This is a genomic window from Acetivibrio cellulolyticus CD2 (assembly GCF_000179595.2).
Classification (GTDB): domain Bacteria; phylum Bacillota; class Clostridia; order Acetivibrionales; family Acetivibrionaceae; genus Acetivibrio; species Acetivibrio cellulolyticus.
This window is the reverse complement of the sequence record NZ_JH556651.1, coordinates 496-18,201: the sequence shown is the minus strand read 5'-3', so window position 1 is coordinate 18,201 and position 17,706 is coordinate 496. Positions and strand designations below refer to the sequence as shown.

The 17,706-nt window shown below is 39.2% G+C and carries 11 protein-coding genes and 2 pseudogenes; 5 read left to right on the top strand and 8 right to left on the bottom strand.

Annotation, left to right across the window (positions count from 1 at the left end; translation table 11 throughout):
- Positions 1-22: 22 nt before the first annotated feature.
- A complete protein-coding gene (locus ACECE_RS0200070) occupies positions 23-283 on the bottom strand; it encodes a YgiT-type zinc finger protein (RefSeq protein ID WP_010243018.1) in 261 nt (86 codons plus the stop codon).
- A 293-nt stretch (positions 284-576) separates the two neighbouring features.
- On the opposite strand from ACECE_RS0200070, the gene ACECE_RS32025 reads away from it, so the two are divergent.
- Positions 577-810 carry a dockerin type I repeat-containing protein gene (locus ACECE_RS32025; RefSeq protein ID WP_083878361.1) on the top strand — a complete coding sequence of 78 codons (234 nt, stop codon included), beginning with the start codon at positions 577-579 and terminating at the stop codon, positions 808-810.
- 212 nt (positions 811-1,022) lie between these two features.
- On the opposite strand, the gene ACECE_RS31565 is transcribed toward ACECE_RS32025, so the two are convergent.
- Positions 1,023-7,814, bottom strand: a complete 6,792-nt coding sequence (locus tag ACECE_RS31565) for a dockerin type I repeat-containing protein (RefSeq protein ID WP_010243014.1) — start codon at positions 7,812-7,814, stop codon at positions 1,023-1,025.
- A 91-nt stretch (positions 7,815-7,905) separates the two neighbouring features.
- On the opposite strand from ACECE_RS31565, the pseudogene ACECE_RS32220 reads away from it, so the two are divergent.
- The 3 genes and pseudogenes from ACECE_RS32220 to ACECE_RS0200050 all read left to right on the top strand — a co-directional run.
- Positions 7,906-8,051, top strand: a pseudogene (locus tag ACECE_RS32220) (Tn3 family transposase); the annotation flags it as partial.
- Between the two features lie 101 nt (positions 8,052-8,152).
- Positions 8,153-8,812 carry a hypothetical protein gene (locus ACECE_RS0200055; RefSeq protein ID WP_010243007.1) on the top strand — a complete coding sequence of 220 codons (660 nt, stop codon included), beginning with the start codon at positions 8,153-8,155 and terminating at the stop codon, positions 8,810-8,812.
- A 69-nt stretch (positions 8,813-8,881) separates the two neighbouring features.
- Positions 8,882-9,736 (top strand): metallophosphoesterase family protein, encoded by an 855-nt coding sequence (locus ACECE_RS0200050; protein WP_010243005.1) that lies wholly within the window; start codon positions 8,882-8,884, stop codon positions 9,734-9,736.
- A 65-nt stretch (positions 9,737-9,801) separates the two neighbouring features.
- On the opposite strand, the gene ACECE_RS0200045 is transcribed toward ACECE_RS0200050, so the two are convergent.
- The 4 genes and pseudogenes from ACECE_RS0200045 to ACECE_RS0200025 form a co-directional block, all read right to left on the bottom strand.
- Positions 9,802-11,361 carry a recombinase family protein gene (locus ACECE_RS0200045; RefSeq protein WP_010243003.1) on the bottom strand — a complete coding sequence of 520 codons (1,560 nt, stop codon included), beginning with the start codon at positions 11,359-11,361 and terminating at the stop codon, positions 9,802-9,804.
- A gap of 369 nt (positions 11,362-11,730) precedes the next feature.
- Complete coding sequence (cobD, locus tag ACECE_RS0200035) at positions 11,731-12,816, bottom strand: threonine-phosphate decarboxylase CobD (protein WP_010242987.1); 1,086 nt, start codon at positions 12,814-12,816, stop codon at positions 11,731-11,733.
- Positions 12,817-12,829: 13 nt separating this feature from the next.
- Positions 12,830-13,825, bottom strand: a complete 996-nt coding sequence (cbiB, locus tag ACECE_RS0200030) for an adenosylcobinamide-phosphate synthase CbiB (protein ID WP_040427855.1) — start codon at positions 13,823-13,825, stop codon at positions 12,830-12,832.
- 146 nt (positions 13,826-13,971) lie between these two features.
- Positions 13,972-14,256 (bottom strand): annotated as a pseudogene (locus tag ACECE_RS0200025) (P-loop domain-containing protein); the annotation flags it as partial.
- A 250-nt stretch (positions 14,257-14,506) separates the two neighbouring features.
- Here ACECE_RS0200025 and ACECE_RS0200020 point away from each other — a divergent pair.
- The gene (locus ACECE_RS0200020) at positions 14,507-16,741 is read left to right on the top strand and encodes a glycoside hydrolase family 9 protein (protein WP_010242977.1); all 2,235 of its coding nucleotides are present in this window, start codon (positions 14,507-14,509) and stop codon (positions 16,739-16,741) included.
- 104 nt (positions 16,742-16,845) lie between these two features.
- On the opposite strand, the gene ACECE_RS32215 is transcribed toward ACECE_RS0200020, so the two are convergent.
- A complete protein-coding gene (locus tag ACECE_RS32215; RefSeq protein ID WP_407636639.1) occupies positions 16,846-17,121 on the bottom strand; it encodes a LytTR family DNA-binding domain-containing protein in 276 nt (91 codons plus the stop codon).
- Between the two features lie 15 nt (positions 17,122-17,136).
- Positions 17,137-17,706, bottom strand: a 570-nt coding sequence (locus ACECE_RS0200015; RefSeq protein WP_010242970.1) for a tyrosine-type recombinase/integrase, incomplete at its 5' end; no start/stop codon positions are given.

Genomic DNA, 17,706 nt, shown 5'->3' with positions numbered 1-17,706 from the left:
ACCGATATTAGTAAATCAAACGCTACATCAGCATTGATGAAGAAGCAGCAACCGAAGCAGCATCGTCTTGTTCTTTAAGCTTCGCATAATTAATAGTATTTATTTTTGAAGCTGCACAATATCTATCCAAATTTGCTTTTGTACCTTTTTCAATTAACTCTGTACCACATTGCTCACAGAATAAAACTGGTGTGTTATATACAGTGAATAACTGACCTTTAAACTCGTAATTAACTGTATTAGTCCTTTTGACCATTTTACTCTTACAGTCCTTACACTTCATAAAGAAATACCTCCTTTAACATTAGCTGCTTATTTTTACATAAATTTTATGCATTATGTGCGATATTTTAGCACTTATTCCCATGATATACAATAGCATAATTGTTACAAATTTATTAAATATCATTTTCTAACCAATTAAACACATTTCTCCAATATTTTCATAATTTTGAGCTTCGAGTCACATTATACCATGCCTAATTTTATGAAATGTGTCAATATTTAAACAGTCATTTATCCCGGTATTCTGTTTTATCTCGCATCTTCTTATAAATTATATTTACCTGTTTACGCATGATGCATTTGATACCTAATACCATTAATTATGGGGATTTAAACAGAGATAGAAGTATCGATTCAATCGACTTAGCAATGTTGAGAATGCATCTTTTGGGATTTAATATGCTTACAGACGACAAGGCAGCTGTAGTGGATTTAAACCTTGATGGAAGCATTAATGCAATAGATTTTGCAATTTTAAGAAAATATGTGTTAGGTATGACAAAAGAGTTACCTGTAAAGGGATAGATAAAAAGCCCTTCGTCTGAAACCGACCATAAGAGCTGTTTTTCAGACGAAGGGCTTTTTAAAATTTAATCATAAATCGCAGTTTTTGATGGTGTAAAGCTAAAATAATCAAAATCTCCTACATGATCAATTTTACCACTGATTTTATCACCTGCTTCTATTACGATTGCAGAATCCTTAGTGTCTCCATTTTCCTCAACATAAAGAGGTTTTTACTTTGGAAACTTTTCTATTTTACCAAGCAGGAACTGTCTCATAAAACCAAAGTCAATGCTGTTGAAGGTTCCATCACCATTAACATCTGATACCCAAATATCATCGTCTGGCTCAAAGTCTTTTATCATTCCCAACAAATGCATCCTCATATACGCAAAATCAACACTGTTCACAGTACCACTTCCATCAACATCACCAATAGGCAATTTATCTGTATTTACTATAACTGGCAAGCTACCAGTCATTCCCGCACGGAAATTAGTGTCTTCTCTTGAGCGGGCAAAGAAGTAATAGGTTGTGCCCGGATTAAGTGCAGTAAAATATGGCGTGTTCTGCCAGCCACTTGAAGGAACGAAATTGCTCGTGCTAAAAGCGTATTCAACGCTTTGACCTGTCGCCGCCAACAGGTCTACCGCATTTAACGTAACACTATTATGGGTTATTCTATTTGCTGAAAGTGCAGTTACATTTACGCCATCTATTTTTTTGCCTGAAACCAAGCCGAAAACTGTCATTGTGGAGCCATTTGAAGGTGTTACTGTTCCGTTATTTGTGAGCGTTACGTCTTCGGGTATGAGCAAAGATGCACTATTTGGTATTGTCAACGTTTTGCTGCTTGGTATCGTTGTATTTTCCTCAAGGGTAACATTGCCGTATACAGTACCGCTGTTACCGATAAAAAGTATGCCTTTTATGCCTTCAATATCAGTCCTTACAGAATTTGTAAAAACAATTCCATTGCCGTTGAGTGTAAATGTACCCATACTTGCTGCATATTGGCAGCTGCCAATGCCTGCAGAGCCGGTGGCGTTTACAATACCGCCGGTTACGATAAGATTTCCGGCTGAATTATGTGCGTCTCCTCCAATACCTGCACCAGAAGGAGAGCCACCGCCGTTAGTTGCCGTAACCATACCACCGTTTATAGTGACAGTTCCGCCTGTGCTGCTAATGCCCGCACTGTTAGTACCGCCTCTTGCAATAATTGTGCCGCTGTTGATTGTAATATTGCCAACGTTTTGTCCTCTATCTGTACCAATAGCTGATCTTGCATTACCGGCAATATCAAGACTGCCACTACCCGAAATTGTAACAGATGCACCTTCTGGAACACTCATGCCTACTTCGGGCCAACCGGATCTTATAACATTTTCACCGCATAATTCCAAATTAACATGTCCTCCGTCTATATTGAATGCACTACTGTACGAATTGGACAAATTAATATTTACATTAACCAAACAAATATTTGCAGTTACACCCGAAGCGACATAAACCGCGTTATCCCCATAGCCTGAAATGCTTGTATAATTCCCAGTTATAATGATTTGCGAGTTTCTTGGTATATTGTCTTTTGTTGCTCCGTTGCCGTATGTAACTTTGACCGTATTAGCATTTGTACCATGTTCTACTTTAATTACTCCCTCGGTTATATCAAAAATATTATTTGGTACATCGGTCGCTAAGTACAAAGCAGTTACTACACCTGAACCCGCACTATTGAGTGCAGTAGCACCTGTGACTTTAAAGAAGTTTGCCGGTACAGCGTTAAATACAAAACCGGATTTAGGTGTCAGGGTTATTGTCGCGGTATAGCTGGTTCCCTTCTGAAATACATTGTGAGCAGGCAACCATTTCACCGTACCCGTATATTGCGAGGTTTCGGTAATAGTTGTAACCGGAACCGCTCCTGGCACGGGTGCATCTACTCCTAATATTTCTGCTATGGTTACCATATTTTGCGTTTGTCCACTGCCAGTTAATGTGCCATATTTATCACCGCCGAATAAAACCGAAGTGCCCTCTCCGAGAAGTATTATTCCATTGTTAGTAATGGTATTCCCCGCGGCAATAGTAAGAGTTCCCGTATTTAACACAAGCCTCATGTTATTCGATATAGTTACGTCATGTTCGACCGTAACATCGCCGTACATCATTCCACTGTTGCCGTTGAAAAGTATTCCCTTTGTTTTGGGTGAATTATCGCTTAGCGATGAAGCAAACACTATAGCGTCGCCGTTCATGGTAAGTGTTCCACCGTTGCTGCTTCCGCTGCCACTGCCGATACCCATAGCATTGCTGCCGCCTTTAGTCGTAATCACACCACCGTTGATTGTGACCGCTCCACAAGCTTCTGATGAGTTACCTCCAATGCCAGCGCCACCCGAATTCCCAGTTGAAGTAAGGCTTCCGTTCCCGTTGATTGTTAGTGATGACTCCGCCGGTACACGTAAACCTGCCGCGCTACTCCCACTTTTAAGAATGTTTTCACCTATCAATTCCAGTGTCACGCTTCCGCCGTCTATGTTAAACGCGCTGCGGTTGCTGGCGTTAACGCTTATATTGACATTGTTCATTTTTATGTTTGCTGCTTGAGAAACGTAAATAGCATCAACAGTGCTGTTTGAATCGCCCAAATAATTGCCTGTAATAGTGATTAGCGTATTTGGCGAAAGGTAATCCTTGACTAACCCTCTGCCGTATTTAATTTTCATAGTATTAAAAGATGAGCCGTTTTCAACTCTGATGGGTCCGTCAGATAAGTCAAAGCAATTATTTTTAGCATCTGTTGCCGAAAACACTGCAGTCACAACGCCTGAATCAGCGTTATTTTTTACAGAGCTTGCGCCCATGAGGGTAAAGAAATTCGCTGGTACGCCAGTAAATACAAAGTAAGGTTTTGCAGTAAGGGTAATTGTCGCTGTGTAGCCGACGCCTGCTTGAAACACTTTGTGTGCAGGCGACCATTGCACTGTGCCGGTATAATGTGAAGATTCCTTGACAATCGTAACAGGAACCTCCCCCGGCACAGGAGCAGGGACACCATTTATTTCAGGTATGCTAACCATGTTTTGTGTTTTTCCAGCACCGGTTAATGTGCCGTATATATCGCCACCATTAAGAATTGAGGAACCTTCGCCAAGGATGATAATCCCGTTATTGGTGAGGGTGACGCCCTTAGCTATGGTAAGGGTTCCAGCGCGTAATGCAAGGATCCTATTATTGGGTATAGTTAAGTCCTGTTCAACTGTAACATTCCCATACATCACTCCGCTGTTGCCAATAAAGAGTATTCCTTTAGCTTTTGGTGAATTGTCACTAACAGAAGAAGCAATTACAACCGCGTTGCCATTCATTGTAAAAGCGCCGTTATCAGAGGAACTGCCACTCCCACCAGCACCACCTATGCTCGATGCAGAAACAGTTCCACCGTTAACAGCGATAGAACAGACCGGTCCATTGTAGTCACCATTACCGATACTATTTGCACTAATCATACCACCATTTATAGTGACGCTGCCAACATCCTTACCAGTTCCATAAAAATCGTTACCTATTCCAGGCCCGTAACTTCCGCCGTTTGCTGTGATAATTCCTCCGTTTATGATTATAGTCCCAGCTGTGCCGTCATCGCCACCGCCAATGCCTGCAGCAGTGTTGCCACTGGTTGCGGAAATCGTTCCGTTGTTTATCGTTATATTACCTCCCGAGCCATTATCGCCGCCGCCAATGCCTGCTCCAAAAGAACCACCGTACACAGTAATCATACCGCTGTTTAATGTAATATTTCCGCCGGATTCGCCAGAATTACCGCCGATACCTGCGCCCCAACCACTTCCATTTACTGTGAGTTTTCCTTCTCCGTAGACTGTCACCGATGCACCTACTGGCACACGTAGCCCTGCTGAATCAGAATCATTACTTCTAAGCGAATTTTCACCAGCCAATTCAAGATTTACAATCGCTCCAGACATATTAAAAGCACAGGAAGAATTAATATTTGCATTGCACAACATAATATTCGCTGTTACTCCAGGTGCAACATATATTCCGTCACCAGAGTTGTTTGAACAGCTCCCTGTTATAGTCACTTGTGTTTCTTTCGAGATGTTGTCCTTGACTAAACTACCTCCGCACAAAACTTTAAAAGTATCTGTATTTGTGCCTTTTTCGATTCTGATTGCCCCTCCTGTTATATCAAAAATACTGTTACTCACATTAGTCGCCGAAAATACCGCCGTTATTACGCCTGAACTCGCACTATTGACTGCAGTAGCACCTGTAACTGTAAAGAAGTTTGCCGGTACACCGGTTAATACAAAGCCAGGTTTTGCAGTTAGGGTTATGGTTGCGGTATAGCTGGTTCCCTTCTGAAATACATTGTGAGCAGGCAACCATTTCACCGTGCCTGTGTATTGCGAGGTCTCCGTAATAGTAGTAGCCGGAGTCGCTCCTGCCACTGGCGCCGCTACGCCCAATATCTCTGCTATGGTTACCATGTTTCGTGTTTGTCCGATGCCAGTTAATATTCCGTATGTATCGCCGCCGTATAGAACCGAAGTGCCTTCTCCGAGAATTATAGTTCCGTTATTAGTAAGGGCAACTCCCTTGGCAATAGTGAGATCTCCCTTGTATAACGCAAGCGTCATGTTATTCGATATAGTTACGTCATGTTCCACCGTAACATTTCCGTACATCACGCCGTTATTACCATTAAAAAGTATTCCTTTGGTTTTGGGTGAGCTGTCACTGACCGATGAGGCAAATACTATAGCGTTGCCATTCATTGTAAAAGCACCGTTATCAGGGGAATTTCTATAGGATCCAGTTCCACCAATGCTGTTTGCATTAACCATTCCACCATTTATAGCAATAGGGCAGCTTAGTCCGTCGTAGCCTCCACTTCCGATAGCTGCTCCATAGCTGCCTGTGGCGGTAATTGTACCGCCATTGATAGTTATACTGCCGTCTATGTTAGTGCTACTGTTATAACCACCGCCGATACCCGCTGCATACGACCCTCCGCTTGCTATAATTGTGCCGCCGTTTATGATTATTTTACCGGGCAAACCTGATAATCCCCCGCCAATTCCCGCGCCTTGATCGCCATATGTGGTAATTTTGCCGCTATTTATGGTGATGTTGCCACCTGCCCCGCCGTAAGCACCACCGCCGATACCTGCTCCAAAGGAACTGCTGTATGCTATAATTGTGCCGCCATTTATGGTGATATTGCCAGCTGATTCAGCATTATTACCACCGAAGCCCGCCCCCCATGCACCGCCTCTCGTAGTGAGGATTCCTTCTCCTAATGTTGTTATCGACGCACCTGCCGGCACACGTAGCCCTGCTGAATCATAATCATTACTTATAAGCGTATTTTCACCAGCCAATTCAAGATTTACAATCGCTCCGGACATATTAAAAGCACAGGAAGAATTAATATTTGCATCGCACAACATAATATTCACTGTTACTCCAGGTGCAACATATATTCCGTCACCAGAGAGGTTTGAACAGCTCCCTGTTATAGTGACTTGTGTTTCTTTCGAGATGTTGTCCTTGACTAAACTACCTCCGCACAAAACTTTAAAAGTATCTGTATTTGTGCCTTTTTCGATTCTGATTGCCCCTCCTGTTATATCAAAAATACTGTTACTCACATTAGTCGCCGAAAATACCGCCGTTATTACGCCTGAACTCGCACTATTGACTGCAGTAGCACCTGTAACTGTAAAGAAGTTCGCCGGTACACCGGTTAATACAAAGCCAGGTTTTGCGGTTAGGGTTATGGTTGCGGTATAGCTGGTTCCCTTCTGAAATACATTGTGAGCAGGCAACCATTTCACCGTGCCTGTGTATTGCGAGGTCTCCGTAATAGTAGTAGCCGGAGTCGCTCCTGCCACTGGCGCCGCTACGCCCAATATCTCTGCTATGGTTACCATGTTTCCTGTTTGTCCGCTGCCAGTTAATATTCCGTATGTATCACCGCCGTATAGAACCGAAGTGCCTTCTCCGAGAATTATAGTTCCGTTATTAGTAAGGGCAGCTCCCTTGGCAATAGTGAGATCTCCTTTGTATAACGCAAGCGTCATGTTGTTCGATATAGTTACGTCATGTTCTACCGTAACATTTCCGTACATCACGCCGTTATCACCATTAAATAATATTCCCTGAGTTTTTGGAGAATCATCGCTTATAGATGTGGCGAACACAACTGCATTTCCGTTCATGGTAAGAGTGCCTCCACTAAGATTATCTCCGCTGATACCTCCGTTACCGATACCTTTGCTGTTGCTACCGCTGTTTCCCAGTGCTTTGACGGTACCGCCATTAATAATAATATTACCGCCAGAACCTCTATAACCGCCGCCTATGCCTGCACTGCTATGAGAACCTCCTTGTGCAGTTATCGTACCGCTGTTTATCGTGATTGTACCGCAATTGTCGCTACGACTTTTATGGTTGTAACTATTGCCACCAATACCTGCGGCACCGCCGTCGCCTCCGGAAGCGACAAGACTACCGCTGCCATTGATTACCAACGATGCGGTTTCTGAAACGCGCAAGCCAGCCGCATATACACCGCTTTGAAGGACGTTTTCACCAATCAGTTCAAGAGTAACATTTCCTCCGTCTATATTGAAAGCGGAACTGAAATAACAGGTGTAGTAAAAACTAATATTTATATTATTTAGCTTGATACTTGTTGTAACATTCGGGGCGATATAAATCACATCTTCGCTACTTGTAGTGCCAGAATAGGTTCCAGTTATAGTGACTTGTGTTTCTTCAGAAAGGTTATCTTTTGTCACGTCGCCTTGTATAACCTTAATAGTATTTGGGCTTGTTCCACTTTCAATTCTTATCGCTCCGCCAGATAAGTTAAACAAGATGTCCTCTGCCGACACCGTAACTCCCTGTATCAAGGTCGAACACATCGCCAGAACAACCGCAAAGATCGTCATCTTCTTATAAAATCTGATAAAATTAGTGTTATTATACATAATTTACTCCCCTCACTTCTGTATAATTTGTTCTTTTTTAAATTTAAGGTAATTCTTTCTAAAATTTAGTTTATCATATACTATTTGAAATGACAATCTGAGAAGCGGTATAACTAGAGTTGCAAATAATATTTTTAAAATCAGGTTACAGGAAATATGGGAGAAGATACAACTACCTGTGCTTCAGATTCAAAGCAAGTTGGAGCATGGGATCAGAATCTTATGACTGAATGGCATTTTCTACTATTCCAATTTTTCAGGTAACATAAAACACTTCTTAATCATAAGATATACTAATCCATTGCCAATTATGTTAACTTAGGGAGATGTTACCTGCCATGTGTGATTTTTATGAGGTTGACCTAAAGCGTAGGGAGTTTATGGGAACTCAAAAGAAATACAAGGATTCAAACGCCAATCTAAAATCTGCTGATATTTATAAGAAAAGAAAAGACTGCCCTTGCTCCGAATCAGAATATGTAGAGTGCAATGTAGCTCCAATACCATTCTCATGTATTGTTACTATTCCACGGGGGTATGAACTTGATTATGAAGAAGAAGGAGGAAATACTACAATTCTCAAAGATTGTACCTCTCTTGTCAAAACTGTTATATGGAATCCAAATTCAAAAATAAGCGTACCTGAAGACTGCAATTGTAATGGCTGCAATTTGTCTTACCCGGTAAAAATCAGGCAAATAAAAGTCAAAGGAGGTGTGCTGATAAGATTGTATACGTTTATTACCGGCAGGCCATTAGGACCCGACGGCAACCCTTCTGCCCATCATCCATACGATGACACTACTGTCGTTTGTGGAGAGACTTCAGTTTGTATTGATAGCACTATCGCATATTCCACAATTGATTGCACTCCTGATATCAATTACGGATTAGTAGCATATTTCCAAAATGCAGAGGATATCAGCATTTCTTCAGATGAAAAGATAGCAAGATTGAATGGTACGCTCTATGTTTATATATTAAATCAAACAACATGAAACAACTATAAAACCGCATTCACATACTTGATCCAATTTATCTGAATTAATTAATGGAGGTCAATTATTATGGCAACGTTATTAGAAGACTCAACTAATCTTTATCTTGATATAGTTCAAAATCAAAAAATACCTTCATCTGAATACAATATAGTTTTTATGGGAGATAGCTGGTTTAGTCCAGGCGTAGGGGCAGGACAAAGCCCACAAAGAGAGCTTGCAAACCCAAGTACAACAGGATCTGAAATATTACATGTGGCCATGACTGAAGCAAAAAAATACAATCCACTGTGCATTATTCACGGAGGCGATGCAGTGTTTAACGGTACTGAAGAACAACTTACAAGCTTTAAAACTGCAGTGCAGGCTTACGCCGGTGATACACCTGTTTTCGTGACAATCGGAAATCATGATGTGTACGACAACCAGAATAAAAAATATTTTGTAGATAACTACAAAAAAATCATCGGGGATTTACGGTATGCAATCAACGTCGCTAACGACCCTTACCATCTAACCTTTATTTCGTTAAATAATGTATGGCCAACTCTTAGAACCTTACTTCCAGATGAAATTAGTTTTTTAAACAATACATTACAAAATGCACACCGTAATTGCTTTGTAAGTATTCATATCCCTCCAAAAACAGATAAATGGAAAGACGGTATGGAGGATAAAAACGGAAAAGATGAATTATACAAATCATTAAAAGGTGGCAAGGTAAGAAAATTACTAGTAAGCCACAGGCATGAGATTGATACTGATGCAGGTGAAGGAGTAGAATTTATTTTGTCCGGAGCCGCCGGAGCCCCATTGTTCATTGGCCAGACGTTTGCAATAGTTGTCTTTACTATCAAAAACATCCCGGACTCCGTTAGTAGTGTTATTAGCTACAAGGTAGTTCCAATCGGTTGGACTGCATAACAAAATTTGCAAATCTCCAAAAAGCAGATTTGTCTTAAAAGCAAGTCTGTTTTTATTTTTTGCCTTTAAAACAGCCAATGAATCTTTATTTTTTGCCCTTCTTCAGTCTTTTCTCCGATTTCTATGTAGTCAATCATTCCATTTACTATTGTATGCGTTAATTCTTTAAAGTTGAGAGACTCCTTTATTATATCACTATAATTCTCCTTGGCTCCTTGATTTAACTCTATTAATTCAATCTCCTTTTGGAGGCTATTTTGCCTATCAACAAGCTTTCTCCTTTCATCTATAAAGCCGTTGTTAAGCTCAATGAACTGTTCTTCATTAATCAGTCCTCTGGTTTTATCAACATATAGATTTCTGATTATACAGTCCTTTTCCATTATGTCCTTCTTAACCTTCTCAAGTTCTTTGTAAAATGTCCTATGATCGTACTCTGTCTCTTGTTCACGCTCTAATCTCATTGCAGCACTATCAACGTCAATATAGCGGTTTAGAAGCTCTTTTATTCTGCTTGATATGCAGTCTGTCAATTCGTCCAGCCGTGTCGAATGACTTGTACATAAGCTTTTACCTGGGGCTGCAGCATACAATTTACATCGAAGATATGTATATTTGCCGGAAGTTACTTTCAACATAGTATTTCCACAATCCATGCACTTTACTTTTGTCGCAAACAAATGAGTTTTACCGTCTCCTGCAGTTTTAACCCTGCCTGAAATTCTATGCTGCACGTCTATGAAAGTAGTAAGGTCGATTATGGGATCATGAGTATTTTCAACCTTTACCCATCTATCGCTTGGAGTGGCTATCATCTTCTTTGATTTGTAACTTATTTTTTTTCGTTTTGCCTGAACCATATGTCCTATATATGTTTCGTTACTCAAAATTCTTTTAATCGTGGTTTTGTTCCAAAGCCCATAATCGTCTGTTTTAAATGAATTCTTATAATTTAATCCGCTGCACTCTTTATATTTGGTTGGGTTTGGAATACCTTTTTCGTTTAACATAAAAGCTATATGCTGTACTCCATAGCCTTCAAGATACCAACCATAGATCATCTTAATTACCTGCGCTGCACCCTGATCAACCAGTAATTTATTTTTATTTGAAGGATCTTTTCTGTAGCCATAAGGAGCAAACGATCCAATAAACTCACCGCTTTTTCGTTTTACATCAAAAACTGCTTTAATATTTTCCGAAATGTCTTCACAATACCATTCATTAACCAGACCGTTAATTTGTCTTGATTTTTTATTTCCTTTTTCAAGAGTGTCAGCATTATCGGTAAGTCCAACAAATCTAATACCCCACTCAATAAACTTATTGTGAAGATATTTTTCAACCATTTCCATATCCCTTGTAAAGCGTGACTGACTCTTGCATAATACTATATCGAATTTTCCTGCCTTTGCATCTGCAATTAGCTGATTAAACCCGGGTCGGTCTGAATCAAGACCGGAGTAGTCATCATCACTATAAATTTTATAAACAGTCCATCCATTATCCTTTGCGTATTTAGTAAGAAGAATTTTTTGATTCAAAATGCTTTCTGAATCGTCCGCTTTATTTAGTTTATTTCTATCTTCGTCGGATAATCTGCAATATATTGCTGCAATGTTCATGATAGCCGCACCCCCCAAAAAAAGTACAACTACCTATTTTGCCCCATTAAATTTACAGCATAATAGGTACAATTTTGTTTCCGTTGATTTTGTGTGTTCTTAATTATGTTTATCAGTTTGTCCTCAAGCTGCTTTTTCTTGCATTTTTCATCCATACTTTGAAACACTTCTTCTATTACAAACACTAAAATCAACTCCGATATTTTTTTGATTCATTTTATGCTGCACATCTTCAAAATGTTAACAATAGTTATAAAAAAAGAACTTGCCACTAAGGTAAGCTCTTTAAGCATTTCTGGAATTTGCAATTTCTAAATACGGCTAATGCTTATTAACATTGCTAAATTAGGTCTTTTGATAGTGCAAATTTCAACATAATATTTCTGATAAAGCCGATAAAATCTTGCAATTAGCTTCCCTGTCTTTAATAGCTAATCTTATAAATTTCTCATTGAGGAACCTGAAATTACTTGCATCCCTTATCATAATGCCCTTCTTTATCAATAATTTCCTAAGCGTAGCTGCTGAAAGTCTTTCATCCAATATCTTTATCAATATGAAATTGGTGTCTGGCTTGAACACTTTAAAACTATTAATATTAGCTAATTTGCTGTAAAACCACTCTTTTTCCGAGAGCAGCCACTCTGAAGTTGCTTCAAAATAAGCCCTATCTTCATTAAGCGCCCTGCCCATACTGCACGCTAAAGAATTTACAGACCACGGAATCTTGCATTGCAACATTTTTTGTATTATAGAGCAATCTCCTAATGCATACCCAATTCTCAAACCAGGCACCGCCAATATTTTTGTCAGCGACCTTATTACAAACAGATTGTTATACTGTTCAAGCCAACCTACAACTGAATTATCATTTCCTCCAACAGTCAACTCTATAAATGCTTCATCTATGATCACGTTGATGTTTCTATTGCATGCATACTCAATCAATTTCTTTAAATCAGATTTTGGAATCAACTTTGATGTTGGATTATTGGGGTTGCACATCAGTATTGTATCCACATTATGCGGAATATCCCGGATAAACCTGTCTATATCCAGTCTGAATTCATCCTCTTCACGCAATTCATGATATATGATTAAGGTATCAGAACTTTCCGCTGCCCTTTCATATTCCGCAAAACAAGGAGCAGGCATGAATAGTTTTTCAGGCTTAAGAACCTCAAATAAAAGCCGGATAATTTCAGCAGCTCCATTGCCGGTTATAATCAGATCTTTCGGAACTCCAAGATATCTTGATAATTCATTTCTAAGTTCATTGCATTCCATATCGGGATAATTGACCAAGTCTTCAATACCTGCAGTCAGAAGTTCCTTTAAATACCGTGATATTCCCAACGGATTAATATTTGCGCTGAAATCAATAAGTTCTCTTTGATCAAAACCATATTGCCTGGCGGTTTCATAAATATTGCCGCCGTGTATGTCTATACTCACTATAAATACTCTCCTAGCATATAAAAAGAATTGTCGCAGCGATTCCCAGGCCCAATACAAGTGAAATAACTGCTGTTGTATACATCAACCTGATAGCTTTCAAAATATCATCTTCACTTATTTCCTTTACCGAATCACCAATTGTCGGTTTTTCTACAAGCTGACCGAAGTAGACATTACTACCTCCGATCTTTATTCCCATAGCACCTGCAAATGCAGCTTCAGGCCATGCACAGTTAGGGCTTTTATGGTTATGCCTGTCTCTTATCATAATAACAAAACTCTTTATATAATCAAGCCCTAATAAAAAGGCTGCGGTTGGTATAATCACACCTGAAAGCCTTGCAGGCAGGTAATTTGCTGCATCATCTGTTCTTGCCGATATTTTGCCGAAGTTGATATATTTTTCGTTCATATAGCCTACCATAGAGTCCATTGTACTGATAGCTTTAAAAATCCAGACCAGAGGTGCACCCAATCCGAAGAAAGAGCCGATAATTGCATAAAACATCGGTGATATAATCCCATCAACTGTATTTTCTGCAGTTGTTTCGACAACACCCCTGACAATTTCCTTTTTGTTAAGATGTTCAGTCTGGCGTCCCACCAGCATTGAAAGTCGCCTTCTCGATTCATGCAAATCACCTCCGGCAAGCGAAGAGTAAACCTTATTTGCCTCAATTGCAAGACATTTCGTTGCAAAAGCCGAGTAAATGAAGTAAATATTTAAAATATGAAACAATATCGGATTGATGAAATAAGCTATTTTCAGTAAAAAGAAAACCGGTAGAAAAGTCGCAGATACGGTAACTATTGTCAGAATTCCACCTGTAATTCTTTCGTTTCTTCCCATATGTTCGGGATGTCCCTTTTGAACAATTCGTCTTAAGATACTTTCGGTTTTTTTGATAACCCAACCGATATATCTTACCGGGTGCGGCATCCAGTATGGGTCTCCTACCATAAGGTCAATTATAAATGCAATTATGATATCAATAAAATTATACATTATGGGCATATCTACTTTATTTCCCTCCGTAAAAATCCTCAAATAAAAATCCAATTAATTATATATTTAAAAATATCTCAATACAATACTCCACAATAATATTTTGCAAGGTATTGATGGATTTATTGTTTATAAGAAATCCCTTCATGTGGAGCCGTACCATCTAAAAGAGCTACCTTTATAGCCGGAATTACTACTCCATCAAGGCTGTTATTATCACTTGAACAATGCATATATTCAACATCATAACCTCTATCTTGCATCTCTACTCCAATTTTTTTCATAAATGTAGACTTACCTACACCCGGTCCACCTTTAATACAAATTATCCTGGTTGCTTCTTCCTGACTCAATATGTAATCGTAATAGCTGAAAAAACCCTGTGATGTATTTCCACCCGGAAACATGTGTCTTATTTTACCTTTTGACATAAAAATCCCTCCATTGAGACTATATCCTCACCGATATTTAAAACCTATTATTAAGATATGCAGATAGGAGATTTTATGTGAATAGTAATACTTATTGCTTAGTACAAAATAGATTGCTATATCAAGCCAGAATTACCCTTGCAACTTTTTTAGTTATACAATACATAATCATAGACGTGCTGCCATAAAAAGCGATATAATTATAAATATAAATAGAAAACAGTAACTTAATCAAAAGGGGAGGCAAAGTATGAAAAGAATTATAAGTACAATTTTGACATCAGTTTTGTTGGCCGCTCTTGTAATGCCTGAAATACCGGTATATTCGGCCAGCTATAACTATGCGGAAGCACTGCAAAAGTCTATTATGTTCTATGAAGCGCAACAATCCGGCAAGCTGCCTGAATGGAACAGAGTTGAATGGCGTGGAGATGCCGCTTTGGAAGATGGTGCCGATGTTGGACTGGACCTTACAGGCGGATGGTTTGACGCAGGAGACCATGTTAAATTCGGATTTCCAATGGCTGCATCAACTACAATGCTTGCATGGGGAGCAATTGAATATAAGGATGGCTATGTAAAAAGCAATCAGATGGAGAGCCTTCTTAACAACCTACGTTATGTTAATGACTATTTTATTAAATGTCACGTTATTAAAAATGGTGCAACAGCACAATTTTACGGCCAAGTCGGCAAAGGTTCGGATGACCATTCATTCTGGGGATCACCCGAGGTTATGACTATGCCACGTCCTGCATATTCAATTTCACCTGAGAAACCCGGTTCAGAATTGGCGGCAGAAACAGCTGCTGCAATGGCTGCATCATCTATAGTTTTCAAACCGTATGATGAAGATTATTCCAACACCTTGCTTACTAACGCAAAAATATTATATGACTTTGCTGACAAATACCGTGGTGAATATGACAAGTCAATTACCGATGCCAATGCATTCTACCACTCTTATAACGGTTACATAGATGATCTGGGCTGGGGCGCATATTGGATTTATAAGGCACTGGAAAACAAAGAGTCAGGAAGCGGTTCATCATATTTAACCAAATCTGAGGCTTTCTACTCTGAATATATCAAACTTCTCGGAACAACTCCTGAACACCGTGAGTATAAGTGGACACACAATTGGAATGATAAGTATTTTGGGCTTTCTGTACTTCTTGCAAGAGAAACAGGTAAAGACCTGTATAATAAATATGCTCAAAAGAACCTTGATTGGTGGTCAGTTGGAACTAATGGCGAAAAAATCACCTATAGTCCTGGCGGTCTTGCAGTTTTAGATAAATGGGGATCTTTGCGTTATTCAGCAACCGCATCTTTTTTGGCATTTGTATACAGTGACTATATAAGTGATTCCACGTTAAAAGAACGTTATCATAGTTTTGCAGTATCCCAGATAAATTATATTCTTGGAGATAACCCGGGGAAAATGAGCTATCTTATCGGATTTGGGAACAAGTGGCCTCAAAGTCCTCACCATAGAGGTGCACACGGCTCATGGACAGCTTCAATACAAATTCCTGCTGCAAGCCGTCATACATTAACCGGCGCATTGGTTGGCGGACCTGGTTCTGACGATGCGTATACAGATTCTCGCGAGGACTATGTAACTAGCGAAGTAGCATGTGATTACAACGCTGCTTTTACAGGAGACTTAGCTCGACTTACAATGGATTTTGGAGGAACACCTTTAGACGATAGTGTATTTCCACAGCCTGAAAAAAGGGATGACCTTGAGTTATATGTGGAAGGAGTAACTGGCACTGGCGGAACTTGGGGTTACCAGCCAACAATTACAATTGTCAATAAAACTTCATGGCCTCCTCGTATAACTTCAAACCTTACTGCAAAATATTTCTTTACACTAGACAGTGACTCTATAAGTAATATTCAAGTTAAGTCCTCCAATAGCGATTTTGGCGGAACTATTAAAGGTCCGTTCCCCTATTCCGGAAATGTGTATTATATATTGATAGACTTAACGGGCGTACCTTTGTGCCCCGGAGGATATAATTCCTATTCTAAAACAATATATTTATCCATAAATGACACCAGCAATAAAATGGACTCAACTAACGATTGGTCTGCCCAAGGACTTGGTTCAAAAACTGTCAGAGCAGAAAATGTTGCACTTTATGAAGGCAATATCAAGGTTTTTGGAAAAGAGCCTGGTGAACCTGAAACAACACCAACCCCAACTAACACCAAGGCACCTACGCCAACACCAACATCAACACCAGAAGTAATACTTGGTGATTTAAATCTTGACGGTCAAGCAAATTCAATAGACTTTGCTTTAATGAGAGGTTATTTGCTTGGAACGGTACACTTCCCTTCAGACCCAGAGACAGCAGCGCAATTTAAAACTGCTGCTGATTTAAATGGTGATAATTCCATAAATTCTATTGACTTTGCGTTATTTAGAAGCCGGTTATTAGGCTTAATAATAAAATATCCGGTAGAGAGTTAATTTATTATTCCCGAATTGCATAAAACATATTCAGAGGGATGTTGAAGAATCACAATCTGATACATCCCTTTGATTTTTCATAAGTACCAAACGTGCCGAGTGAACTATATTCCTAAAGTATCTTTCATATCTTTGATCTTATTACGACTAATAGGTATTTCATAAGGGAAACCATCAATTACAGAAACGTGACTGTTCTGTCCTATCCAAGGCATTATTTTGCTTATGTAATTTAAGTTAACCAGGTAACTTCTGTGGCATCTGAAGAAGGATTTTGGCGCTAATCTGCCTTCTAAAGCATCCAGTCCATCTCTAACCTTGTATTTACCCTTCTTTGTTGGGGTAGTGGGAGCATCCGTGTCACCAGGGGCAAAGTAAATGGTAATATTTCACAATCATAGTCGTTCCATTTTATCTATTAGTTTCTTTTTATCTGGATTTGTGTATAGAAGAGTGGTATGAATATTTGAATGTCCTGCCTGATTTGCAACCTCATGAGCCAACATACCTTTTTCAAGTGCATTAGTACAAAAAAAGTGTCTTAGTTGGTGAGGTGTAATACTATTACTATATTTTTTAAAGATTCTATTTACGGTAGTTCTATCAAGCTTTTTGTTTTTTCTACTTACAAATAAATAATTAGAACCATTAGCCGTAGAAATATTACTTCTGACTTTTAAATATTCTTTGACCGCTGTAATAACTTTACTATTGAGCATTACTGAGCGTTGTTTGTCTCCTTTTCCAGTCCGGATAATGCATTCCTTACCATCTAAATCGAAATCATCCATTTTTATATTTAATGCTTCTGATATTCGCAGACCTGTATAAGCAAGAAATACCATCAAGGCGTAATTACGAAGGTTTTTACTCTCAAGGATTGATTGTAAAAACTGTTTTACTTCTGTTTCTGTAACTTTCGTAGGTGATGCATATTGTAACTGAATTTTTATTTTATCATTATT